The sequence below is a fragment of the Bifidobacterium bohemicum DSM 22767 genome (genome assembly GCF_000741525.1).
GTDB lineage: Bacteria > Actinomycetota > Actinomycetes > Actinomycetales > Bifidobacteriaceae > Bifidobacterium > Bifidobacterium bohemicum.
The window spans coordinates 132,840-156,169 of sequence record NZ_JGYP01000001.1; the positions used below are offsets into that span (position 1 = coordinate 132,840).

General features: G+C 57.0%; 22 protein-coding genes. 2 read left to right on the forward strand and 20 right to left on the reverse strand.

The window, feature by feature from the left end; translation table 11 throughout:
• Positions 1 to 18 precede the first annotated feature (18 nt).
• From nadD to BBOH_RS00615, 3 genes are all read right to left on the reverse strand, one after another.
• A complete protein-coding gene (nadD, locus tag BBOH_RS00605) occupies positions 19 to 711 on the reverse strand; it encodes a nicotinate-nucleotide adenylyltransferase (RefSeq protein WP_081930269.1) in 693 nt (230 codons plus the stop codon).
• Positions 712 to 800: 89 nt separating this feature from the next.
• Entirely contained in the window at positions 801 to 1,517 is a 717-nt protein-coding gene (locus tag BBOH_RS00610) for a hypothetical protein (protein ID WP_074428480.1), read from the reverse strand.
• Between the two features lie 20 nt (positions 1,518 to 1,537).
• A complete protein-coding gene (locus BBOH_RS00615) occupies positions 1,538 to 2,851 on the reverse strand; it encodes a glutamate-5-semialdehyde dehydrogenase (protein ID WP_033520608.1) in 1,314 nt (437 codons plus the stop codon).
• A 197-nt stretch (positions 2,852 to 3,048) separates the two neighbouring features.
• Here BBOH_RS00615 and thrC point away from each other — a divergent pair, with 197 nt between their 5' ends.
• Entirely contained in the window at positions 3,049 to 4,536 is a 1,488-nt protein-coding gene (thrC, locus tag BBOH_RS00620; RefSeq protein WP_033520199.1) for a threonine synthase, read from the forward strand.
• 139 nt (positions 4,537 to 4,675) lie between these two features.
• On the opposite strand, the gene BBOH_RS00625 is transcribed toward thrC, so the two are convergent.
• From BBOH_RS00625 to BBOH_RS00655, 7 genes are all read right to left on the reverse strand, one after another.
• Entirely contained in the window at positions 4,676 to 5,044 is a 369-nt protein-coding gene (locus tag BBOH_RS00625; protein WP_033520200.1) for a hypothetical protein, read from the reverse strand.
• Positions 5,044 to 5,712 carry an ABC-2 transporter permease gene (locus tag BBOH_RS00630; RefSeq protein ID WP_162177109.1) on the reverse strand — a complete coding sequence of 223 codons (669 nt, stop codon included), beginning with the start codon at positions 5,710 to 5,712 and terminating at the stop codon, positions 5,044 to 5,046. The genes BBOH_RS00625 and BBOH_RS00630 overlap by 1 nt, the downstream gene beginning before the upstream one ends.
• Before the next feature lie 32 nt (positions 5,713 to 5,744).
• Complete coding sequence (locus BBOH_RS00635) at positions 5,745 to 6,611, reverse strand: ABC transporter ATP-binding protein (protein ID WP_420304672.1); 867 nt, start codon at positions 6,609 to 6,611, stop codon at positions 5,745 to 5,747.
• 205 nt (positions 6,612 to 6,816) lie between these two features.
• Complete coding sequence (locus BBOH_RS00640) at positions 6,817 to 7,194, reverse strand: GntR family transcriptional regulator (RefSeq protein WP_033520202.1); 378 nt, start codon at positions 7,192 to 7,194, stop codon at positions 6,817 to 6,819.
• A 189-nt stretch (positions 7,195 to 7,383) separates the two neighbouring features.
• Positions 7,384 to 8,046: an HAD family hydrolase gene (locus tag BBOH_RS00645; protein ID WP_074428481.1), complete on the reverse strand. Its 663-nt coding sequence runs from the start codon at positions 8,044 to 8,046 to the stop codon at positions 7,384 to 7,386.
• Positions 8,047 to 8,216: 170 nt separating this feature from the next.
• Complete coding sequence (recN, locus tag BBOH_RS00650; protein WP_033520204.1) at positions 8,217 to 10,070, reverse strand: DNA repair protein RecN; 1,854 nt, start codon at positions 10,068 to 10,070, stop codon at positions 8,217 to 8,219.
• Positions 10,063 to 11,097 (reverse strand): NAD kinase, encoded by a 1,035-nt coding sequence (locus BBOH_RS00655; RefSeq protein ID WP_081930271.1) that lies wholly within the window; start codon positions 11,095 to 11,097, stop codon positions 10,063 to 10,065. Before BBOH_RS00655 ends, recN begins: the two co-directional genes overlap by 8 nt.
• Before the next feature lie 293 nt (positions 11,098 to 11,390).
• Here BBOH_RS00655 and BBOH_RS00660 point away from each other — a divergent pair, with 293 nt between their 5' ends.
• Entirely contained in the window at positions 11,391 to 12,074 is a 684-nt protein-coding gene (locus BBOH_RS00660; RefSeq protein WP_033520205.1) for a hypothetical protein, read from the forward strand.
• On the opposite strand, the gene BBOH_RS00665 is transcribed toward BBOH_RS00660, so the two are convergent.
• From BBOH_RS00665 to argF, 10 genes are all read right to left on the reverse strand, one after another.
• Positions 12,056 to 12,847, reverse strand: coding sequence for a TlyA family RNA methyltransferase (locus tag BBOH_RS00665; RefSeq protein ID WP_044097995.1), 792 nt, complete (start codon positions 12,845 to 12,847; stop codon positions 12,056 to 12,058). The two genes, BBOH_RS00660 and BBOH_RS00665, sit on opposite strands and share 19 nt — an antisense overlap.
• The gene (locus BBOH_RS00670) at positions 12,837 to 13,022 is read right to left on the reverse strand and encodes a hypothetical protein (RefSeq protein ID WP_033520206.1); all 186 of its coding nucleotides are present in this window, start codon (positions 13,020 to 13,022) and stop codon (positions 12,837 to 12,839) included. The genes BBOH_RS00665 and BBOH_RS00670 overlap by 11 nt, the downstream gene beginning before the upstream one ends.
• Positions 13,019 to 14,059 (reverse strand): HAD-IIA family hydrolase, encoded by a 1,041-nt coding sequence (locus BBOH_RS00675; RefSeq protein WP_033520207.1) that lies wholly within the window; start codon positions 14,057 to 14,059, stop codon positions 13,019 to 13,021. The genes BBOH_RS00670 and BBOH_RS00675 overlap by 4 nt, the downstream gene beginning before the upstream one ends.
• A gap of 4 nt (positions 14,060 to 14,063) precedes the next feature.
• A complete protein-coding gene (locus tag BBOH_RS09135; RefSeq protein ID WP_237743097.1) occupies positions 14,064 to 16,145 on the reverse strand; it encodes a tetratricopeptide repeat protein in 2,082 nt (693 codons plus the stop codon).
• 70 nt (positions 16,146 to 16,215) lie between these two features.
• Complete coding sequence (gene tyrS / locus BBOH_RS00685; protein ID WP_033520208.1) at positions 16,216 to 17,538, reverse strand: tyrosine--tRNA ligase; 1,323 nt, start codon at positions 17,536 to 17,538, stop codon at positions 16,216 to 16,218.
• A 416-nt stretch (positions 17,539 to 17,954) separates the two neighbouring features.
• On the reverse strand, positions 17,955 to 18,719 hold the full coding sequence (locus tag BBOH_RS00690) for a GDSL-type esterase/lipase family protein (RefSeq protein ID WP_033520209.1): 765 nt from the start codon (positions 18,717 to 18,719) through the stop codon (positions 17,955 to 17,957).
• A gap of 87 nt (positions 18,720 to 18,806) precedes the next feature.
• Positions 18,807 to 20,291: an argininosuccinate lyase gene (gene argH / locus BBOH_RS00695; protein WP_033520210.1), complete on the reverse strand. Its 1,485-nt coding sequence runs from the start codon at positions 20,289 to 20,291 to the stop codon at positions 18,807 to 18,809.
• A gap of 2 nt (positions 20,292 to 20,293) precedes the next feature.
• Positions 20,294 to 21,532, reverse strand: coding sequence for an argininosuccinate synthase (locus tag BBOH_RS00700; protein WP_033520211.1), 1,239 nt, complete (start codon positions 21,530 to 21,532; stop codon positions 20,294 to 20,296).
• 88 nt (positions 21,533 to 21,620) lie between these two features.
• The gene (argR, locus tag BBOH_RS00705) at positions 21,621 to 22,148 is read right to left on the reverse strand and encodes an arginine repressor (protein WP_033520613.1); all 528 of its coding nucleotides are present in this window, start codon (positions 22,146 to 22,148) and stop codon (positions 21,621 to 21,623) included.
• A 76-nt stretch (positions 22,149 to 22,224) separates the two neighbouring features.
• Positions 22,225 to 23,190, reverse strand: a complete 966-nt coding sequence (gene argF / locus BBOH_RS00710) for an ornithine carbamoyltransferase (RefSeq protein WP_033520212.1) — start codon at positions 23,188 to 23,190, stop codon at positions 22,225 to 22,227.
• Positions 23,191 to 23,330 lie beyond the last annotated feature (140 nt).

Consider the following 23,330-nt stretch of genomic DNA (forward strand, 5'->3'; position numbering starts at 1 on the left):
GGCATAAGTTGAAACGCTTTAAGCATACAGGCCATGTTTGGAAATATATTGCACGACTCCGTCAGGAACCAGATACCAGACGGGCTCGTTTTTCCTGGCTCGTTCACGCACGTCCGTTGAGGATATTGAAAGCGCGGGGATCTCCAATGCATCGACCTTGAATTCCTCCGGCAAGGCGTCGGCCGACGTTGAATAGCCGGGTCTCGTGACGGCGACAAAATGTGCCAGGTCGAACAAACTGTGCACATCCTTCCATTTGAGGATCTGCGCCACGGCGTCGGCACCGGTGATAAAGAAAAGTTCCGCGTCGGGATGCAACGAACGAATATCACGTAAGGTGTCGATGGTGTATGTGATGCCCGGCCGGTCGATATCGACGCGGGAGACCGTGAATCGTGGATTCGAGGCTGTCGCGATGACAGTCATCAGATAGCGGTCTTCGGCGTTGGTCACCTGACGGTCGAGTTTGAACACTGGGCGCCCGGTAGGCACGAAAATCACCTCGTCGAGCTGATACACCCAAGCCACCTCGCTGGCGGCAACCAAGTGTCCGTTGTGGATCGGATCGAAGGTGCCGCCCATGATGCCGATACGCCGTCGGGCGTGCGCGCTCGGTGTGATCCTCGGATTTCGCGCACTGAGTGAATCCGGAGGTAACGCAAGAGACACGCCGCAGGCAAGCCCTTCGTGCGTTTGGGACAAGCCGGACATGTTGCGCTCCCGTCCCGACAGCTCGATCCGATTCGTCTGCGACGCCACACTGTCAAGGGTCTGAGAAGTCATGGATAACTTTGCCGAAGTCACGCTCGCTCTTTCCTGGCGTCAGACAAAGCACGGCCAACCCTGCCTTGTGTCTGGGGCTTATCATTGCCTGTTTTCTGGCGCTGCTCGTCTGCCTGTTCGGTCTCCTCTTCAATCGTCTCCACGGTGGCATCGTGAATCGGCGGGTCGATCTGATCCATGTCCCTATCCCATTCATCCTGGACCACGTGACGGATTTCATCATAGGTAGGAAGCTGGGTCTCGGGTTGATACAGCCGACGAATCGACATCGTGCATTCGGTGGTGTGAACCAACGAATCGGTCATGCCGTCAACGTCACCATCGCTTTCCTGGCGTCGGAATTGCGTGATGTATCGTTCCATGGAGTCAAGCAATTCACTTACCGTCGTCATTTCATCGGCTTCCAAGTCAACGATGTCGTCCGCATCCATCTCCGGCCATCCGATCAACGCCGCGTCGGCATATTCGAGGCTTGCGCGTTGATCGGCCGTTGCGATGCCATCTTCGATGGCGACGAGGAATACATATCGGACAATGGACAATCGTTCGGAGGCCACCTTCAGTCCGATACGAGGATCGTTGATGTCGATGCCGCGGGCAGCTGCCTGCTCAAGATCGGTCCGCTGGGGCAGCCCAATGGAAATCGTTCGATCGGTATGCAGAGCCTCGGTGGTTCCAGCTCCAATGCCCGCCTGTTCCGGTTCGCGCGTCCTCGTCTGCTCCGGTTCACTCATCGTGTCTCGTTTCCTTTCCATCACTGCCTGACTTGTCCGGTACCGTAACCAATCCATTTGGTCGTGGTCATCGCTTCAAGACCCATCGGTCCTCGTGCGTGGAGCTTCTGGGTCGATATGCCCAGCTCGGCCCCGAAACCGAACTGCCCGCCGTCAGTGAATCGCGAGGAAGCATTGACCATCACCACCGCCGAATCAACACGACGAGTGAAATATTCGATGGCTGAATAGTCTTCTGAGATGATGCAGTCCGTATGCTTGGTCGAGTGCTCTGCGATAAACGACACCGCCTGATTGATGGAATCCACCACTTTGATGCCGATGTCGTACGACAGATACTCCGTATCCCAGTCATCCTGTGTGGCGTGAACCAACTGTGATGGCGGGCAGCCCGCCTCGTCAATGATGGCGTATGAGCGGTCGTCCGCATGCAAGATGACACCGGCTTGAGCCAGACGTTGGGCCATCACCGGCAAAAATGCCTCGGCCACATCACGGTGGACGATGAGTTTTTCGGCCGCGTTGCACACCCCGACGCGCTGGGTCTTGGCATTCAGGACGATATCAGCGGCCTTGTCAAAATCGGCTTCGGCATCTACGTAAATATGGACGTTGCCAGCTCCCGTTTCAATCACAGGCACCTTGGAGTTGCGCACCACCGATTGGATCAGCGCATGCCCACCCCTGGGCACCAGCACATCCACGTGGCCACGCGCCTGCATCATGGCCGTGGCACCCATACGGCCGAACCGGTCGACACTGGCAACCAGGGAAGAGTCAAAGCCTTGTGATTCCAACACTTTCGCGATGACTTCAACAGTGGCCGCATTGGTGTTTTCGGCCTCGTGGCCTCCCCGTAGCAAAACGGCGTTGCCCGACTTCAAACACAGAGCCGCCACATCGACGGTAACATTAGGTCGAGCCTCGTAGATCATTCCGAACACGCCGATGGGCACTCGCACCTGATTGAGCCGCAAACCATTAGGAAGCGTCGAACCTCGCACCAACTGACCCAGCGGGTCAGGCAACGCAGCCACATCGCGTACTGCCTGAGCGGCCTGAACGATTCGGGGTTGATCGAAACGCAATCGGTCAATCTTGCCTTCGGGCATGCCATCGGCAATGGCCTGTTCAAGATCAGCGCTGTTTGCTTTGGCGATCTCATCACTCGAGCCACACAAGGTGTCGGCCATGGCTTCAAGCAAAGCATTCCTGCTTGCGGCATTCGCCAATGCCAGTTGCCTCTGGGCGCGCCGTGCGGCGTCGGCCATGTCGCAGACCTGAGTGAAAACGCCCATATCGAGTTCCACTGGACGATCGGATGGATCACTCATGACCATAGGTCATACCTCCCACACATTGCGCGTTACGCACCGGCAAATACAAGATCTCTTAAGCCAAGGGTATCGCCCATGGCTGACCATGGAACCCTGATAACCTGTGATTCTGGACACGAAAAGCACCCGGGCTTTCAGCAAGCTAGACTGGCAGTTGGCAGCACTTCAGACAATACGAAGAAAAACGAGGGACGATGACCACCACCTTCCATAGCACACGCGGCACGAATACAGCTTTAAGCGGCAAAATGGCCATTCGTCAAGGATTGGCAGACGACGGCGGATTGTTCGTCACCGACGACCTGGGCAAGAGCAGACTCGATATCTCATCGCTGGTGGGCAAATCGTATCAAGCTACCGCCCTCACGGTGTTGACCGAACTGCTGCCGGACTTCACCCAAAACGAACTAAGCGATTGCATCGCCGCGGCGTACGGCGAGCAATGGCTCGACCCGTCCATCACCCCGCTTAAGCCTTTGGGCAGCGACTACATCCTTGAACTGTTCAACGGGCCAACCAGCGCCTTCAAGGATGTGGCGTTGCAGATCCTCCCCCGTTTCATGGCCTGCACCACGGATGGGAATGTGGATGCCGGCAAGGTGATGGTCCTCACCGCGACCTCCGGCGACACCGGCAAGGCGGCGCTCGCCGGTTTCGCGGACACGCCCGGCACCGGAATCACCGTGTTCTATCCTGAAGGCAAGGTCAGTGAAGTGCAGCGTTTGCAAATGACCACTCAGGCGGGATCGAACGTGCAGGTCTGCGCCGTCAGGGGTAATTTCGACGATGCACAGTCAGCAGTGAAAGACATTTTCGGAAACACCGACCTCAACATCGAATTGAACGATCGCGACAATGTGGCCCTCTCCTCCGCCAACTCCATCAACGTGGGGCGCCTCGTGCCACAGGTGGTCTACTACTTCTCCGCTTACTGCCAACTGGTGGAGCGCGGAGCCATCAGCGTGGGAGCCCCCGTCGAGTTCGTGGTGCCTACCGGCAACTTCGGAGACATTCTGGCTGGTTACTACGCCAAGCGACTTGGGCTTCCCGTCGGTCGTCTGACCGTGGCCAGCGACCGGAACAACGTGCTGTTCCACTTCCTGACCTCCGGCACCTACAACCGCCAACGCCCGTTCCATCAGACCACATCCCCGTCGATGGACATTCTGGTCTCCTCGAATCTGGAGCGCATGCTCTACTACATGTCCGACGGCGATGCGCGACTGGTTCAGATGTGCATGAACGACCTCAAGGATTGGGGGACCTTTGAGATCCCGCCGGCCCTGCTTGCCAGGATCCGCAAGGTCTTCGCCTGCGGTTGGGCCGATGAAAGCCAGGTGAGCCAGGCCATCACCGACTGCTGGAAGGCCAATCATTACGTGATCGACCCGCATACCGCATGCGGCTACTATCTGCTTGAGCAGATGCCCCGTGAGGCCGGCATGCCGAGGATCCTGTTGAGCACCGCAAGTCCCTACAAATTCCCTCGTGTGGTCGGCAAGGCGCTTGATCTGGACGTTTCAGGCGGCGACTTCGACTGCATGGATCGACTCGCAGAGGCGACCGGCACCACCACCCCCGCCAACCTGCGCAAACTTGAGGGGGCTGACGAACGGTTCACGGACGTCATCGACGTCAGGGACATGCCGGACTATGTGCGTCGCGCCTCAGCCAGGCTCTGAGCACGACAGGCAGCATGGTTGACGATCGGATTGTTACCGGCTGTTGACGAACTTAAGGCAGCAATGTCCTGCCGATACCGATTCAAGGCGGCATCGGCAGGACATGCTCGTGATCGACAACTATCCCCGTACGCACCAATCAATTCTTGATGGATCCGGTTGGTCGAGGACGCCGATGCATGGAATCACCGTGTGTTTGCCCGCCATCGTCGCCATCGTCACCGTCGTCTGCCACCACGTCGGTCCGTGTCCGTCGAGCAGGGGAATTTTGATGCGCCAAGCCCGACGTCCTGGATGCCGCCATGGCACCATTGATGGCCGACAGGACACCGACGATCACCAGCATCGACATATCGATAACCACTAACGCCGTTATCGGCATGCGCTCCTGACCATCATCGGAATCCAGCAGTAGCATCAATGCCATCAGCGCAAGCAGCAGCACAACGACGGCAATCAGGTATCGGACCGTTTTGTTCGGGTCACTGTCGGCATGCCGTTTGTCCATCACAGCTCCTTGTTTGCATAGATGCGGTTGGAGATGAGGAACGAGCAAAGGCAGATCAACACAGCAACGATCGCAACGATACCCAGTATTAATCCCATATGTGTCGTGAATAGAGAGGACGTTTTGGATGCAAGGAAAGCTGATTGCGGAACAAAACGATACAGCCCGAATCCGACGAGGCACAACAGACCCAACAAGCCGAAGCCCCACCCGATCGCCTGCGTTGCCGGGAACCTGTAAAAAAGCGGCATCAGCAAACTGCCCACGAAAAGAGCGGCAGAAAGAACGGACAGGCCGATTCCGATAAGGGACGTTACCGGTGGTTCGTCGAAATGAAGTAGCAGAACAAGGCAGACCATCGCTTCGAGGGCCGCGAGGATGTCAACGACAATCATAAAGGCGTAGCGAGCGAGGACCTGGTTCAACCTGGTGGCCGGTATGATGCCGTTCATGCTCGAATTGCCGGACATCTCCTCATTGCTGGCGACAATCATCGGCAACATGCTGGCGAACATCCCGCACACACCGACCGCTGAACCGGCGAAACCGAACGTTGTCATTTCATCTCCGCCGAGCATGCCCATAACAACAAACAGAAGCGGCATAAGCACGATCACCCACACGCTGCTTTTCCCGGTGGCAGAAAGCCGCAGAAAATCGATACGCATCGATCGTTTTACTTGTACGAGGCTTACAGCGTTCATCTTGCAACCTTTCCTTTACTGGCGGCATGTGCCGCACGGCCGTTGGTCAGTCTGATGATGTCATCCATGCTCACTGGTTCCACAAGCAGACGAGCGTCGCTTCGCAACAGAGCGGGAACATCCTCGGTGGCCACCAGCGCGTCGAAACCGGTGCTATAACCGCGCAGACCCACCGCTGTCGGTTTGACGATTCGCAGCTGATCGGGCCCTCCCTTGACGAGTCGGAACGAGTCGTCGAACTCGTCCTTTGAACCGGTGAAATACAATCGTCCTTTGCTGATGTAGGTGATCAGATCGGCCGAATGTTCCAGATCTCCGGTGATATGGGTGCTGAACAGTACGCTGTGCCGTCCATCCTCAACGTATCGCCGCAGAATGTCCATGAGATCGTCGCGTGCCAGCACGTCAAGACCGCTGGTCGGCTCGTCCAGAATCAGCAGCTTGGCATCATGGCTCAACGCCGCCGCAAGCATAAGTTTCATCTGCATACCGCGGGACAGATCCCTGACTTTCTTTTTCCCATCAACGCCGAACCGTTCAAGGTGACGTTCGAACAATTCATGGTTCCATGCCGGGTAGGCCGCGGTCATGGACTCCTCGGCCATGCCCACCGTCCAATAGTTGGAGAAAAAGCAGCTGTCGAAGACGATACCCAACTCCTGCTTGACCGCAACCTCGTCCTTGCGGCTGTCGAGGCCGAATACGGCAATGGAACCGGCGTCGAGCGATGTCATGTTGACAATAAGCTTGATGAGTGTCGATTTGCCTGCTCCGTTGGGGCCGATAAGCCCCATGATATAGCCCAGCGGCAGATCGAAGGTGACCGGACCAAGAGTGAAGCCTGACGGATATCGTTTGCTCACATCGCTGAGGCTCAATGCCGGCGACCGGTTTGGCTCATCGGCCCGATGAACTGTATGATCGTTTTCATTCGGTGTCGGTGTTTGCATCTGTTTGACGCGCATATTGTTCCTCTCTCCCAGAACCATGGAGCATTGCGTCTTCGGGTATGGTGAAGCCTGCTCAGGAGCGAACAGACCAATGTTCCGCTGAGATTCCAACGGCCTTTTATCCGGCTTCGTTGTATGCCTTTTCGAGCATCCCCATCAAATCGACGATCGGTATACCTGCCGCCCTTGCCGCCACGCCCACCTGGCGCAAGGCGTTGTCCACCTGACCGGCAAGCGTTTCGCGCATTGTTGCGTCGGCATGATCGGCCACGTACGATCCTTTACCCTGCACATTGACCACGATGCCTTCATTTGCAAGCTCGTTGTATGCGCGAGTGACCGTGAGAACCGAGATGCGTAGCTCACGTGCCAGGCTGCGCAGACTGGGCAACGCATCCCCCGGCTTGAGCTCGCCATCAAATACCGCATGACGAATCTGACGTTTAATCTGCTCATAAATTGGTTCCCCGGACACTGATGAGATGATCAGTTTCATCGATGTCTCCTTCTTGTTACCGGTACCGGCACCAGTAGCATAGCTCGGTGATAGGCCTGACTATATCTGCTGTTATATATCACTATAACACAGCTGATTGCACTGTGCAAGTGCAGAACATAACAGTTGCCTTCGGAGAGCTCCAAGCATGAGAACCTCTAGAGAATATGCTCTTACATCCAAGTCGGTTCACAGCAGTCTCGGCGCGCTGTCGAAGTCGTCAATAACACCATCGGCAACGGCGGCGATCGCCTCCCAGTCAGCTTTCGCATAATCGTCCCGCATCGCCCACACCTTCATTCCTGCGGATTTCGCCACCTGAGTCGAAACCAGGAGGTCTTCAAACACCGTGCAACACTCAGGAGCGATATTAAGCCCAGCAGCTGCGAGCAGGTACACTTCCGGGCTGTTTTTGTCCACACTTGTCGTTTGGTCGACGCTCACCGCCACGTCAAAATACCCCGCGATGCCAAGATGGTTCAACGCGGCGTCACGCACAACCGGAGTCAGACAGGTGGCGACGGCAAGACTCGCACCGGTCTGTTTGAGATAGCGCACGTACTGCACCGCGTGCGGCTTCGGTTTGACGGTCGTCCCATACGCCGTCAACGCCATCTGATCCCAAAGTCGAACCAAAGCCTCAGGTCGGTCATCGAGATGAAAACGTTCAATGGTATAGCGCGCACATTCCATTGGCTTCATCGGGCAGACAGCGGCCATATAATCACTGGGAAGTTCAAGACCATGCGAGGCGAAGAAATCGAGATCGATCTGATGCCATATGTCCATCGAGTCAAGCAAGGTTCCATCGATGTCGAAGATGGCGGCTTTGCCGCTATTAATCACCCTCACTCGCCCCCCCGGCCATTTCCTTGTTCAACGCCCGTCTCAGACCGTAACGAAAGACGCCGATTCGGTGACGTTTCGTTGTACCGTCAGCGAACTGCCCTACAAATTCGACCGTAAGTCAGAACATGCCGAACGAGTCGGGACCGCACATCACGTCTTCAAACCATGATCAGCTACAGACGGCTTGATTCCAACAGTTCTTTTGCATGATTGAGCGATGTAGCGGATTCGCTGCCCGAAAGCATGCGCGCGATTTCATGCACCCTCTGTTCCCCGGTCACTTCGGCAACGGTGGTCTCAACCCGGGTTCCCGTCGACGTTGCGGTCGATGTCGTCGGTCCTTTGCTGACGACGAACTGCGTACCCGCCCAACAGGCGACCTGGGGCAAGTGGGTAACGACAATAACCTGAGCGTCACGTGCTAGTTTGGCGAGCCTTCGTCCTAATTCGACCGCCGCTTTACCACCGACGCCCGCATCGACCTCATCGAAAATGAATGTCATGTTCGATGGTTGTTGCCGGTTGTCCGAAGTTGTCCCATCTGGCCTCATCGATGCCGCTGAAAGTTCCAGAGCGAGCATGAGTCGGCTGAGCTCACCCCCTGAAGCGCTTTTGCCCATCGGCAATGGCGCGGAACCCGAGAACGGCGTAAACAAGAATTCCACATCATCGCAGCCATTGGCATCCAGAGGCCAGGTGTCATGAACTTGCCCTGATTTGTCGAAAGCTCCATCGCCTATTGTGTTGTCTTTTGCCGAATGAACACGAGAATTGACGCGGATGTCGAATTTGGCGCCCGCCATCGCCAACGACGAAAGCTCCTTAGTCACCATGGCAGACAGTCGTTGCGCGGCCTTTTTGCGTTTGTCACTTAATACCTCCGCCGCACTTAACGCCGCTTGAAATGCCTTTTGGCGTTCTGCCTTAAGCTCCTCGATTTTCTCCGGTGAGGCGTCGAGATCCTCAACCTCATACACCGCCTTGTCATGCCAAGCAAGCACATCTTCCAAGGACGGGCCCCACTTCTTCATCAATTCGTCGAGATCGTGGATGCGGGAGTTTAAATCGTCTAATGCGCCGGCGTCCTCATCGAAGTCAAGCTCGAGGCTCAGCGCATAAACCACGTCAGACAGTTCGTTGCTCAACGTGTCAAGACGATCGGCAAGTTGCCCGAAATTACCTTCCGCTTTAATCGAACGGAGTGACCGAATCGCAGTATTTACGGCGGAAATAGCTCCAACACCGTCCGCCTGCTCATCCATCTGCGAGGCATCAAGCGCACCAAGCGCTGCGCCCACTCCGTGATTGATCTCAGCGGCATTTTCTATATGTGCACGACGCTCCCTGAGTTCAGCATACTCGCCCGGATGCGGCTCCAACCGTTCGATTCGCGCTATGGAATCACGAAGATAATCCACGCGCTGCAGATCGGATGCCTGACGTCCCAACGTCTTGGCCAGTCTCTCATCCATAGCCGTTAAAGTCCGCCAGGCCTCTGTGTATGCGCTTAATTCAGACTCGTCGGCAGCGACACCATCGAGAAACTCACGCTGACGCGCACTCGATGCTATACGTAACTGGTCGCTTTGCCCATGAATGGTCACCAGTTCGCCGGCCAGCTCGGCCAGGAGTGTGCGCGGCACCGAATGACCGTTGAGCACCGCCCGAGACCGGCCGCTTTTGGGAACGGACCTTGAAAGGAACAGTTCGGCGTCTAACGCATCGCCATCGACCTTTTCATTTCCGTCATTTCGCGATTTGTCGTCATCCAAGGCACCCGATTCGAGCGCAATCTGCGCTGCCGCGGAACCCTGAGGAACAGTAAACACACCCTGAGCCCACGCAGACTTGGCACGTGATGATACGGTCGCCACGTTCGAAGCCTCACCGGAAATCAATCGTATCGCATTGAGCAGCATCGACTTCCCTGCTCCAGTTTCACCGGTAATGGCGGTCATGCCAGCACCAGGCGTGAGAACCGCCGAATGAATCGGCCCCAGATCACGAACCTCAAGTTCCTCAAGCATCACTGTCACCCCTTGAACCATGTCGGGCGCCATCACCACGACGGTTGATAAAATCAGTGCTCAAATCGTGCTCTGTTCCCGGCGTTTCGTCATCAGCGCCGTCATCGGTGCGTCTGGTGATCGCCTGCTCGCGACAACGCTCCTGAAGCCTCGCCCGTTCCCGCAAGCTGACACCCGGCAAATTGAATTTTGTGACGAGACGGTCGGTGAACGGCACCCCTGAAAGTCTTGCCAGACGCAACTTGTTTTCCGAAAGCGACACCGTGATTCGTGAACCCGGCGTCAACGCCATGGTGCGTCTGCCATCGTTCGAAAGGAAGGCCGGACTGGTTGAATCCTTCAACAGATCGACAGAAAACGTTGAACCGGCACCGATTATCAGCGGTCTTGTGAACAGGGCATGCGCGGCAAGAGGCACCAGTTGCAGGGCTTCGACATTGGGCCAGATGATGGGCCCCCCGGCGGAAAAGGCATAAGCCGTAGAGCCTGTTGCGGTCGAAACGATCACACCGTCGCAACTGAATGAACTCGCCTCGACGCCGTCGACACCGACCGAGACATCGAGCATGCGTCCCCGCCCGGCTTGTTGCAGTGCCATATCATTCAAGGCCCAGTCCACCAGAGGTTCGTCGCCTTCGCCAGTAGTCACCTCAACGCGGGCAAGGGTTCGTTCATCTATTGAGTAGTCATGCGAAGCGATCCTACGAATGGCCTCCTGAAGTTGAAAACTTTCGAATTCGGCCAAAAAACCAACATGGCCCAGATTGACGCCCAGAATGGGTACGTTCGTGCCGTATGTCAGTTCGGCCGCGCCGAGAATTGTACCATCACCACCGAGAACCACGACGATTTCGGTATTCTCTCGAACCTTCGATGACGCTGATCCGAAACATCTGGCAGGCATGTTGTCGACGAGCTCAACAGTAAACCCGGCACTGGCCAGCTCATCCACCGCTTCACGGACCACAGGACTGGTCTGCCTCAGCCTGGCATGAGTGACCACGACGGCCCGTCGTTCAACTGTCATTGCGTACCCTTTCAATGCTTTCTCACTTATCTTATCCTTAGGTGTGCCATAGTCGGGCATGGAATGGAACCGTTCGTCCCGAATAGCAGCCGTCCGACGCATACCGCGTTTCAAGGAAAATTGCGATATGCGGTGGCATCGAAGCCCACTGTTGTGCATATCATCAGACCAGAAAATCCATTTTTCGTCCATTTTATTGATTTTCGACATTGCAACTTTGATTTTGCCTTCAACTGAGGTATGTAGACAGAACCGATGTTCGGTATCGGATGAATTGGGCAAGGAGGGCAGCCATGATACTCAATAGTTTCGGCGGTTTGATACAACCCGGTGATTACGATGTCGTCGTCGCCCAGGGCTGGTGCCAGTTGAAAGCCGGCGTGCGGTTCGCGACGTTGATCATACGCGGTGTCGTTATCGCCGGAGCCTGTAACGGCGGACGTATTATAATGCAATCGGGTGTGCTGTCCTGCGACGGCGACTTGACGGTCGACAGTATAGAAGGGCAAGGCAACCTTGACATTCATGGTTCGCTGCGTTGCGGACGGATAACCTTGACCGGCGAGATGACCGTGACATCCCGTATCCAATCCGGTTCCAGCGTGGTTGTTTTTGGCATGCTCGAAGCAGAATCACTGTGCACACCGGGGGACGTAAGAATGATCGGACACTGCTCAATCGGTTCCATTGATGCATGTCATCTTGTTGTCAAACCCATTCGAAGCGCCATGTTTGAACGTTTTGACATGAAAAAATATCTCACGCCCAGCCGATTCGACCTTATCGAGGCTCAAGTTGCTCAAGTTCACTGGATACGATGCCGTAAGATCGTCGCAGACGACGTCGAGTTGACCGGTCACAGCGACATTCGCGAGTTGGTGTATGCCGAACGTTTTCGGCGCGACGTCTCATCCTCGGTCGAACTTACACGATTCATCGGAGACCCGGCTTATCGGAATCAACGCAAGGTAGCGTAGAGAAGGTACTCAACATTACCGTGGGTTCCGGTCAACGGAGAGACGCAAGTACCTCTAACGATGAAACCCTCACGTTCGGCGCAAAGGATAACGTCCTGCAGTGCCTTCTCGCGCAAATCCTGACTCGTAACGATACCATGTCTTCCGATCCGGTCCTTGCCGACTTCGAACTGCGGTTTGACCAGCAGAACGACATCGGCGTGATGGGCGGCAATGCGGGCGATGACAGGGATGACAAAAGTCAAGGAGATGAACGAAACATCCGAAACCACCAACGAAGGCCTGAACGGCAGATCGTCGGCGGTGACATCGCGAATGTTGACTCCGCTCATTTCGATGATCCTCGGATCGCCGGCAATACGCTGGTCGAGCTGACCATGACCGACATCAAGCGCGATGACGCGGGCTGCACCGCGGCGTAACAACACGTCGCAGAATCCCCCTGTGGAGGCGCCGATATCAAGGCAGTCTCGTCCCTGGGGGCTCGACAGACCTTGCAGGCCGAATCGCTCGAAGGCCCCGATTAGTTTGTAGGCCCCCCGTGAGACAAAATCATCGCCGTTGTCAACACATATCCGCGATGAAAACTCAACTTCATGGGACGGCTTGCGTACGATCTTGCCTTCCACCGAAACCTTGCCGGAACGAATTAGCCGTTGAGCCGTAGCACGACTGCGGGTCAAGCCGCGTTGTGCAAGGACAGCATCAAGCCTGGTTCTGTTGGACCTACCGGCGACATGGCCGACCGGGTCATCGTTGAAACTACCGCTCATCCTGATCGAGTCTGCCGCGTAAGTCGTTGAGCACCAAGGAAAATGCGGCAATCTTCCGCTCATCGTCTTGAGCCGCGAGGTCATCAAGCGCCGGATACCGTACACGAAGCTCCTGAAGCGAGGACGGGTCTTCTGCCTCATCGGTCGGGTTCAACCGTTCTGACGAATCACTCATATCAACTCCGCACGATCGAAGCCAGGAAGTTCCAGCGAGTCGACCGATTGAGTCCCTTTGTCCATGATGTCCCATACCAGACAGCAGGCCGCGCGCAACGAGTCGACGCTTGAAACATCAGTGACCTTGACCTGTCCGCTTTCCAGAATGGCACAATCCTGACCACAAACCCATTCGTCCTGACCCGTTCTGAGTGGTTGAGGCATCGGGCTTGCCAAATCTCGCAAGTCTCTCGCGATGAAGCTGGGCCTCAGACGAACCGGTGCCGTCATCAGCTGAAGCGGATCAGCCACGCCGGTAAGGACCACCAGTGAATCATACCCACCGCGATTACCCGCCTCAATATCGGTATCAAGACGGTCACCGATGGCGATGCACTGTTCTTTAGGAACGAGATTCTCACCATCGTGTGCGGCCAGCAGCCGGGCTTCATCATACATTGCAGATTCCGGTTTTCCGGCCGATGCAATGGGTTCGACTCCGGTGGCTTCAACCACGGCGCATATGAACGCACCGCAACCGGGCGCAATCCCCAACTCACGAGGAATGCTGAGATCCCGATTGGTGACGAAATATTTGGCACCATGCTCGACCGCATATGAAGCCTGCGCCAACTCGTTCCAAGAAAGCTCGGGATACCAGCCTTGAATGACAGCGGCGGGTTCATCCTTGGCGTCGTCAACCACGGTCAACCCCCGCCCAGCCACCTCCTGTCGCAGATGTTCGGCCCCGATGACTAGTATCTTCGCGCCATTGGGTACTTCACGAGCAACCATGCGTGCGGCGACGACGGATGAGGTGATGACCTGCCACGGCTCGACGGTCAGTCCGAAGCCTTGGAGCTGTTGGGCAACCGTGGCCTGCAAACGAGAGGAATTGTTGGTGGTGTACTCCACTGTCATCCCTGCCTGCTCGGCGGCGGTGATGCTCTCAGCGGAGTAAGCCACTGGTTCCTTACCTCGATAGACGACGCCATCAAGATCAAGAAGCGCGAGCCTATATGTCGTCTGGACAGCCTCGCCGATTCCTTTTAACATGGTTTCACGCCTCTTCGTCCTGTTGGTTCAGTGAAGATTCAGGTTCTGACGCAACCTCAAGGGGCACGGTTTCCACCGGCGCGTCCTGTGCATTCGAGCCGTCGGTGTCCGTCAGCTCGGCAGGATCGTCATTGGCATTCGCGCCTTGTTCGACCTCCTGACGAGGTACATCCGTTTCGTCGGTATCATCGAAATCGTCGGCATCGTCGGAGTCGCCAGAAACTTGTTCGACTTCTCGCGCAAGCCCTTCAGCCGGGGCATCGACACCCAGATTCGCGGCGCTTGCCTCAGCTTCCGAAACGATGTCGGAGTCTACCGTGTGATTGGACGGCTCACCTTCTGACGTGTCTTCGTCCCGTGTTGCCCCATCCTCTTCATCGTCCGCGTGGTCGTCGTCATCCTCGGGAGCGTATTGCGCATCGTCCTCGGAAATGCCAAGTTCTTCCAACATATCGTCGGGCAAGCGTTCGAGATCATAGTCGATAACCGGCACTTCGGCATCTTCCTCATCCTCATCGGCGTACCTGAGTTCGAGTTGCTCGATCCTGGGGTCGAGAGCCAAGGCTTCCTCACTACGGCCAGACTCCTCGAGGAAGTATTGCTCGGCCTGCAGAGCACGCATGCGATAGGCACCCGGCAGTCCGTTCGAACCGGCGAGCTTGCGGACAACGTCGATGGCCTTGTCCCACAATCCCAAGTCGCCCAAGGCACCGGCGTATACCAGGAACAACTCGACCTTCGCTTCACCGCTCAGTCTTGCTGAATCTTGAGCCAGCGCAAGTTCCACGGCCTTCTTCGGATCGCCCAAACCACGTTCGCAATCCGCAATGAACGGCGTGTAGTCATCGAAACCATTCATACGCTGCGCGGTCTTGAATTCGCGCAGAGCTGTCTTGTAATCGCCCTGACGATACGCAATGAACGCAAGCGTCTCACGGGCAAAATCGACACGCGACGCCTGTCGAGCCACCCAACGCGCGTGATCCAATGCGCCCTGCGGGTCGGATTCCTCAAGAGCGTAGGCAGCCAGAATGTGCAAACCGATGTTCTCGGCGTGCTCCTTGGAAAGTCCCCTTAGACGCTCCTTTTCATCTTTGGAAAGCATCGACCACTCCATGCCTCGGGGCATGCGCGGCTCATCAGGCCTGCGGTGAGTGTACGGGTTCTGTGAAGGGAACGACATGGTTCCATCGGAGTTGCGGCGAGCACCACGATCCATGAACTGACGACGGCCATTATCAATGCCGTCACGACGGCCTTCGCCACGAGACGAGCCGCCACGATCAAACTGACGTGAATCACGGCGTTCATTGCGACCGTCATTACGACGATCGTCACGCCTGAAATCACGGCGGTCGTTACGGTCGTTGCTTCGCCGGCTGTCATGACGGAAATCACGGCCACCATCACGCCGATCATTGCGGTTGAAGTCACGACGACCACCCTGACGACGATCATCACCGCCGCGGAAACCACCGCGGCCATCTTCACGGTCAAAACCGCGTCCTTCATGATAGGAACGTCTCCCATTGTCGCGCTGGGAACCGTTACGACGGTTATCGTGCCGGTCATCACGCCCGAAACCGCGTTCTCCATCACGGTGGAAACCACCGCGGCCATTGCCGTCACGCCCACCACGGCTATCGCGATCGGAACCATGACCGCGATACCCGCCACGGTTGTCGTCGTTACGACGGAAGTCGTTTGAACGCCCGCCGCCGAAACCGGAACGACCGGAATCCCGGCGCTCACCATCTTCACGAGAGCGATAGCCCCCGCGACGGTCATCATGACGGAAACTGCCATGCCCCTCGTTCCCGCGGTATTCCCCGTGGCCCTGACCACTGCGATATCCGCCACGCTCGTTATCGCCATGATCATTACGCCCTTCGCCGCCACGGTACCCACCGCGGCCGGAACGACGTTCACCATCGTGGAAACGATCGGAGCTACCCCCCTTATGGAAGCCACCTGAACCGCGACCGTACGACGGCTTGCCCCCCCTGCCGCGATATCCGCCACCGGGACGCGACGAGCCATGTCCGTAGGAGTTGCCGCCGTGATTGCCATGCTGTTGTTCCGCCATATTGCCTTTACCTTTTGTACTTTTTGTTAAACGTTATAGAACCGAGTCTTTCTTGTACCCGGTGTATCTGTCATCCGAGCTCGACCACGCCCAGTGCCTTTTTGCCGCGACGTATCAGCGCGAAGTGCCCTCCCAGAAAGTCGGAGCCATCGAGTTCCTGATCGGCGTCCTCGACTCTGACGTTGTCGACGTACACGCCCCCGGAACGAATCGTCTTTCGAGCTTCGGAAACGGACTTGAACAGACCTGCGGTAACCCCGGCCTGAGCGATACGCTCACCGACCACGGCCCTTGCGAATCGGCGTTCACCATCCTCATCGACGATCTTAAGACCTTCAAACGAGGCCTGAAGCACATCCATGTCAATCGCGTGGATGTCTCCGCCTCTGCCGAACAGGGCATCGGCGGCGTCGATGGCGGCACGCGTGGCGTCCTCTCCGTGCACAAAGCTGGTCACTTCCCACGCCAGTGTTTTCTGCGCCTCACGCGCGCCGGGATTCTCCTCGACTGCGCGACCGAGCCGCTCGATCTCATCCTTGGGTAGGAACGTGAATGCCTTGAGCAGTTTAACCATCTCACCGTCCGGCTGGTTAAGCCAGAACTGATAGAACTTATAGGGGCTGAGCATGGTCGGGTCGAGCCAAACCGCATTGCCTTCGGATTTGCCGAACTTCTTGCCCTGACTGTCTGTGATGATGGGGCTGGTGAAGACATTGACGTTCACCCCGCGCACTTTCCGAATCAGGTCAAGACCGCTGGTGAGATTGCCCCACTGATCCGAGCCACCCAGTTGAAGGGTGCATCCATACTCATCATATAGATGAAGGAAATCATTACCTTGCAACACCTGATAGCTGAATTCGGTGAAGGAGATGCCCTCCTCCGAATTCAGACGCCTTGCCACGGTGTCCTTGGCGAGCATCGTGCCCATACGAAAATTCTTGCCCACATCACGGAGAAAATCGATCACCGACATCTGTGCGGTCCAATCGTAGTTGGAGACGAAACGTACAGGGTTGTCGCCGTCAGTACGCAGAATGCTCCCGATCTGGGTTTCCAAACGCTTAGCCCATCCAGCTACCACATCCTTCGGGTTGAGGGTGCGTTCGCCGCTTTGGCGCGGGTCGCCGATCAGTCCGGTGGCTCCGCCTACCACGGCGATGGCGTGATGCCCGGCCTCCTGAAGGTGGCGCATGTTAATCAGCTGCACAAGGTTGCCGATGTGAAGTGATGCGGCCGTCGGGTCGAAGCCGCAATAGTAGGTGATCGGCCCACCGTTCAACGTCTCGGCGAGCTGATCCCGGTCCGTGGACTGGGAAATCAACCCGCGCCAGTTCAATTCATCGAAGAGGGAGTCGAATCCCGCTTCCTTGAAGTTGGTGACGTGAGCCATAACCTTATTCCCCTTATGCGTTGGTCAGAGACGAGGGCCGAAAAGACCCTTAACTAATCCATTTTCGCAGGAGACGACGACACATGCGACGCGCGAATCGACAGATGGTTTTATCGGAACCATAGCGTTTCGCGAGGCAATCGTCAGCAATGATGGTTCCCGATGACGTCGGTTGGAACAAAGCGACATTCCGCAACATAGACAAGAACCGTCTCGTATCGAAGTTCGTCAAAGCCGGTCCCGCATCAAAACATGGATAACGACGACGCCATGCACACCCGCCGCAAAAGCCTGGTACATCGGTTCGTTGACATGCGGGCTTTGTCACACATCAATGAATTGCCGCAGTCGGCGCATCGTGATCGTCCGATGCGACCATCCTGCTTGATGACACCAGATGCGATCGCAAGCTGGGGTCAACGTAGCATGGGCTCGATATCGGCGACAACATTTTGGGCGATGAACCCGTAGCCCACAGGGCTTGGATGGAAATGATCGGGAGAAAAGAAGCCGGGATCCGAAGCATGCACGTCGTCATGAATCAGATTGATATATACGGCGCCGTGTTTGACGCAAACATCGTTGCTCACCGCGGCCTGGGCGTCCATCTCCCGTTCCAGAACGCGACGCAATACCCTCCCCAATGACGGTTCATGCTGCATCTGACCGGGACTCAGGACGAAGATACGCTCAGCGATTGGCTGCGCCGCAACCAATACTGCTTCAAGGTCGTCACGCCATTCAGACAGACTGCGATTGGCCATGATGTCGTTCGAACCGGCGCATACCAGCAGAAAGTCGAACCGCTCTCCTGACTGCAAGACCTCAGGCAAAATGCGATAGCGCAAACGCCGCATCGTCGCTCCAAGTTTGCCGTGCGCCTGCCATTGAACATCCCACCCCGTCACTTCGGCCATACCACTGGCTATCGCAGGGATAAGGCCGTCACGCTGGTCCGGCGTGCCACAGCCAGCCACCATCGAATCGCCGATCGCGCATAAGCGCAACGGTGCTCGGGCATCGGAATCAAGCGCCGCACCGACATTCGCATAAGCTCCAGAATCGGCTGGCGGGCTCACCAAACCCGAACGCTGTCCTGAAGGCTCATCGGCCAAATGAATGGTATGTTTGGCCCACAAAGCCTCGATCGTCGCAACTGGTGTCCCGATCCCAATCGTCATGTAATCCACTCCTCACCACGAATTTGCACCATCAAGTATCCCAGTGTGTCGAGACTACACGGAGCATGGTGTTTTAAAGGTTGTGGATCAAGTTTGTGCGTTCAACGCTCCGGGAGCCACGTAGGCAGGGCCATCACTCACGGAGTTCGCAAAAAGCCGTGCCTGCGCCGCATGGCGCTGTGCCTGTGCAATCTGCTCGCACACACGGACCGGAGCGGTGCCGCCTTCGCCATCACGGGCCGAGACGGATCCCTCCACCGTAAGCACCGTGCGCACCTTCGGCGCAACCTGCGGCGGCAGGAAGTCTTTGAACACTTCAATGAAATCGGCATCCGTCAGATCCCAAAGCTCCACTGACCTGCCCTCGGCCAATTGCACGCAGGCGCCTGACAGTTCGTGGGCATGGCGGAACGGCACTCCCCGCTTCACCAACCATTCGGCGATGTCCGTAGCCAGCGCGAACCCGGTCGGTGCTTCAGCCTTCAGGCGGTCGAGATCGAAGGTCATGGTGCGTACCATGCCGGAGAAGGCGGGGAGCAGTGTTTCAAGGGTGTCGACCTGATCGAACACGGCCTCCTTATCCTCCTGAAGGTCGCGGGCGTAGGCGGTGGGCAGACCTTTCAACGTGGCCATAAGCCCCGTCATATCGCCGATCAGACGACCGGATTTGCCACGGGTCAGCTCGGCGATATCCGGATTCTTCTTCTGGGGCATGATCGAGGAGCCGGTCGAATAGGCATCGTCGAGACGGACGAAGGCGAATTCCTGCGAGTTCCAGATGATGATCTCTTCCGAAAGACGGCTCAGATCGACGCCGATCATGGCAGCCACGAACGAGAATTCGGCCACCAGATCGCGGCTGGCCGTACCGTCGATGGAGTTGGCCGCAACACGGGAGAAACCAAGTTCGCTCGCCACGGCCTGCGGGTCCAATCCGAGCGTGTTGCCGGCCAAAGCTCCGGAACCGTATGGGCTTTCGTCCATGCGCTTATCCCAGTCTGAAAGTCGGTCGATGTCACGCAGCAGAGGCCACACATGCGCCATGAGCTGATGTGCCAGCAATACCGGCTGCGCGTGCTGCATATGCGTACGACCCGGCATCACCGCGTCACCCGCAGCCACGGCCTGGCCGATCAGCGCATCCGTCACGTCAAGCAACAATCCTGCCACCACGCGCGCATGACGTCGAAGCCACATGCGAATCAAACAGGCGATCTGGTCGTTGCGGGAGCGACCTGCGCGCAGCTTGCCACCCAATTCGTCACCGGCGATGGCCAACAGCCCACGCTCCAACGCCGTGGCCTCGTCCTCGTCGTCCTCCACCGGCGCAAACTGCCCGGAATCCACGCGTCGTTGCAACTCGTTGAGCGCAGCTTCCATGCGTTCGAGTTCATCGGCGCTGAGCAGTCCGGCCCGTCCCAAGGCACGGGCATGCGCCCGCGAGCCCGCGATGTCGTCGCCAGCCAAACGCCAGTCGAACTGGGTGGACTTCGACAGCCGAGCCAATTGCGGCGAGGGGCCCGATTTGAACCGCCCGCCCCACAACGCCAGATGCTTGTCTTCTTCAGCCATCATCACTCCACGGTGTCGCTAGGCACTTCGACTCCGTTGCCGAAACGCACGTCGCGAGCTGCGGCCACCTTGTCGGGCAGACCGTAAATCTCAATGAAACCATTGGAGGCGTTCTGATCGAACGTATCGCCGGAATCATAGGTGGCCAGTTTGTAGTCGTAGAGCGAGGTGTCGCTGCGACGCCCGGTCACCACGGCACGACCTGCGTGCAACACCATCCGAATCTCACCGGAGACATACCGCTGAGTCTCCTCGATGAAGGCATTGAGCGAGCGGACGGCCGGTGAGAACCATTGGGCGTCATAGACCAGTTCGGCCCAGCGCTTGTCGATGTCACGCTTGATGCGGTGCTGCTCCCTTTCCAGGCAGCAGTTTTCGAGTTCCTCATGCGCGGCGATCAGCGCGACTGCGCCAGGAGCCTCATACAGTTCGCGCGACTTGATTCCGACCAGACGATCCTCGATCAGGTCGATACGACCCACACCCTGAGCGCCGGCGCGGCGGTTCATCTCTTCGACTGCCTGCAGGGGAGTCACTTCGCGGCCGTCGATTTTGACGGGGATGCCATGCTTGAATTCAATCGTCACCTCATCGGCCACCGGCGGGAATTCCGGGTCGTCGGTATAGGTGTAGCAGTCCTTGGTCGGTCCGTTCCACGGGTCTTCAAGGAAGCCTGTTTCGATGGCACGTCCCCACACGTTCTGATCGATGGAATACGGGCTTTTTTCGGTCTGCAATATAGGCAGTCCGTGCTCCTTGGCGAAGGCGATCTCCACGTCGCGAGTCAGCAACAGGTCGCGTATCGGGCTAATGGCCTTGAGGTCGGGGTCAATCGAAGCGATCGAAACCTCGAAACGTACCTGATCGTTGCCCTTACCGGTGCACCCGTGAGAAATGGTATCGGCGCCGAATTGATGTGCCGCCCGCACCAGGTGCTTGGTGATCAACGGCCGGGAAATGGCGGAAACGAGCGGGTAAACCCCTTCGTACTTGGCGTTCGCCTTAAGCGCGAGCATGCAGTACTCACTGGCGAACTCCTCGCGCGCATCGACCACGTACGCCTCAACGGCACCGCACGCCAAAGCGCGTTGCTTGATGGTGTCCAGGCTTTCGCCGCCCTGCCCGACATCCAAGGACACCGCCACAACATCTTTGCCGGTGCGCTCTTTGAGATATGGAATCGCCACGGAAGTGTCGAGACCGCCGGAATATGCCAATACGATACGATTTGTGTTACTCATTTCAGCCTTTCTTCATGACTCTTCTATATATACGCTCAATTGTATAAACATTCAATTTTTGGACGGATATGTCCGATATGCGGATGGGTCACCGTCCGGAACCGCCGCGACGACTTGAAACGATATCAAGCAGCCACTGCATGCGTTGATTCGCCACATCGTCATCCGCGCATACCAGGAGCAGGGTATCGTCACCGGCTATGATGCCCAGGATTCCATCAATGGACTGCTTGTCAAGGCTGCTCGCGACATATTGGGCGGCGCCTTCCGGCGTGTGCACCACCACGAGATTGCGAGCCGCCGCCGCCGAAACGACGAGACTGGATAATCCACGGGACAGTTGCTGATCGATCTTTTCCGCCGTTTCATCGTCATGTTCGGGTTCGATGCCCAGAGTATAGGCCATCTCCCCCGTCCTCAAGCGCGTTTTGACGGCTTTCATCTCGTCAAGATCACGACTGAGCGTGGCCTGCGTCACCTCAATGCCTTGGTCGGCAAGCATCTGTGAGAGCTGCGCCTGGGACGAAACGACCGAATTGGTCAGGATCTCCTGAATCACGCTCAGACGAGCCGTGCGGTTGGCGGGGTGGTAGAGCTGCGAGCCATGCTCATCCATCGAATCCTCGGCAGACATATATCCAAATCCTCCAAATCAAAACATCACAACGAACACTCAGACGCGCAAATACGCATCACTCCAGGAACTCACTGCACCCTCGTTGCATCCCGACAAGCCAAGTCAGCAAGGCCTTCTGCGCATGAAGCCTGTTCTCGGCCTCATCCCAAACCACAGAATGCGATCCGTCGATGACGCTCGCGGTGACCTCCTTGCCACGGTAGGCCGGCAGACAATGCTGGAACAACGCATCCGGCTTAGCCAGTGACATCAGCCCATCGTTGACTTGATAGTCCCAGAACGGCTTGGAGCGAATGGCATATTCACCCTCCTCGCCCATTGACACCCAAGTGTCGGTAAAAACGCAATCGGCGTTTTCAACGGCTTCACGAGGGTTAGCGGTCACCATAATCGAACCGCCGTTCTCAGCGGCGATCCGCTTGGCGTCGGCAACGATCCGCGGGTCGGGCAAAAAGCCCTGCGGACCGGCCACACGCACGTTCATGCCGGCTGTGGCACCACCCAACAGATATGAATTCGACATGTTGTTGGCCGCGTCGCCGACATAGGCGATGGTCATACCGGCAAGGGCCCGGACTCCCCCTCGATGCTGTGCGATGGTCAGGAAGTCCGCGAGTATCTGACACGGATGGAACTGATCCGTCAGCGCGTTGACGACAGGAACGTCGGCATATTGCGCCATCGTTTCGATTCGATCCTGACCGAATGTACGCCAGACGATGGCGCTGGTCATGCGGGTGAGCACACGGGCCGTGTCGGCCACAGGCTCGCCCCGGCCAAGCTGCGAGCCGGATTTGTCAATAACCAATGGATATCCACCAAGTTCCGCAACACCGACCGAAAAACTCGAACGCGTGCGCGTGCTGGGCTTGTCGAAGATCACGGCGACGCCCTGCGGCCCCTCGAAAGGGCGCCTATAATAGCGGTCCTTCCAGAATTTCATGCCCAATTCCAGTATTTGGCGTTGCTCGTCATGGGTAACATCGTCGTCCCGTAACATATGCCGAAGCTGGCCTGCCATAGCCACTTCCCTTCTGTTCAGTGCGCTCTATGCTGCATAATCCTAGTATATTTATTCTATACCTGTATATTGGTACATTCCACATTCATTGCCGTTTTCGAGCATTTTTGTTCTTTGTTCCGACCGCGGTCTCGAACGGT

Coding starts and splice junctions, on each gene's coding strand:
- BBOH_RS00670 (WP_033520206.1), bottom strand. CDS start 13,022: ATGAGTGATTCGTCAGAACGGTTGAACCCGACCGATGAGGCAGAAGAC.
- argR (WP_033520613.1), bottom strand. CDS start 22,148: ATGGATGAGCATGGCTCGCAGCTCTACCACCCCGCCAACCGCACGGCT.
- BBOH_RS00630 (WP_162177109.1), bottom strand. CDS start 5,712: ATGCGTATCGATTTTCTGCGGCTTTCTGCCACCGGGAAAAGCAGCGTG.
- BBOH_RS00665 (WP_044097995.1), bottom strand. CDS start 12,847: ATGAGCGGTAGTTTCAACGATGACCCGGTCGGCCATGTCGCCGGTAGG.
- BBOH_RS00660 (WP_033520205.1), top strand. CDS start 11,391: ATGATACTCAATAGTTTCGGCGGTTTGATACAACCCGGTGATTACGAT.
- argH (WP_033520210.1), bottom strand. CDS start 20,291: ATGGCTGAAGAAGACAAGCATCTGGCGTTGTGGGGCGGGCGGTTCAAA.
- BBOH_RS00625 (WP_033520200.1), bottom strand. CDS start 5,044: ATGGACAAACGGCATGCCGACAGTGACCCGAACAAAACGGTCCGATAC.
- BBOH_RS00610 (WP_074428480.1), bottom strand. CDS start 1,517: ATGAGTGAACCGGAGCAGACGAGGACGCGCGAACCGGAACAGGCGGGC.
- recN (WP_033520204.1), bottom strand. CDS start 10,070: ATGCTTGAGGAACTTGAGGTTCGTGATCTGGGGCCGATTCATTCGGCG.
- BBOH_RS09135 (WP_237743097.1), bottom strand. CDS start 16,145: ATGGCGGAACAACAGCATGGCAATCACGGCGGCAACTCCTACGGACAT.
- BBOH_RS00640 (WP_033520202.1), bottom strand. CDS start 7,194: ATGAAACTGATCATCTCATCAGTGTCCGGGGAACCAATTTATGAGCAG.
- BBOH_RS00615 (WP_033520608.1), bottom strand. CDS start 2,851: ATGAGTGATCCATCCGATCGTCCAGTGGAACTCGATATGGGCGTTTTC.
- argF (WP_033520212.1), bottom strand. CDS start 23,190: ATGGCAGGCCAGCTTCGGCATATGTTACGGGACGACGATGTTACCCAT.
- BBOH_RS00690 (WP_033520209.1), bottom strand. CDS start 18,719: ATGACGATTGGGATCGGGACACCAGTTGCGACGATCGAGGCTTTGTGG.
- BBOH_RS00700 (WP_033520211.1), bottom strand. CDS start 21,532: ATGAGTAACACAAATCGTATCGTATTGGCATATTCCGGCGGTCTCGAC.
- tyrS (WP_033520208.1), bottom strand. CDS start 17,538: ATGGCTCACGTCACCAACTTCAAGGAAGCGGGATTCGACTCCCTCTTC.
- BBOH_RS00675 (WP_033520207.1), bottom strand. CDS start 14,059: ATGTTAAAAGGAATCGGCGAGGCTGTCCAGACGACATATAGGCTCGCG.
- thrC (WP_033520199.1), top strand. CDS start 3,049: ATGACCACCACCTTCCATAGCACACGCGGCACGAATACAGCTTTAAGC.
- BBOH_RS00655 (WP_081930271.1), bottom strand. CDS start 11,097: ATGACAGTTGAACGACGGGCCGTCGTGGTCACTCATGCCAGGCTGAGG.
- nadD (WP_081930269.1), bottom strand. CDS start 711: ATGTCCGGCTTGTCCCAAACGCACGAAGGGCTTGCCTGCGGCGTGTCT.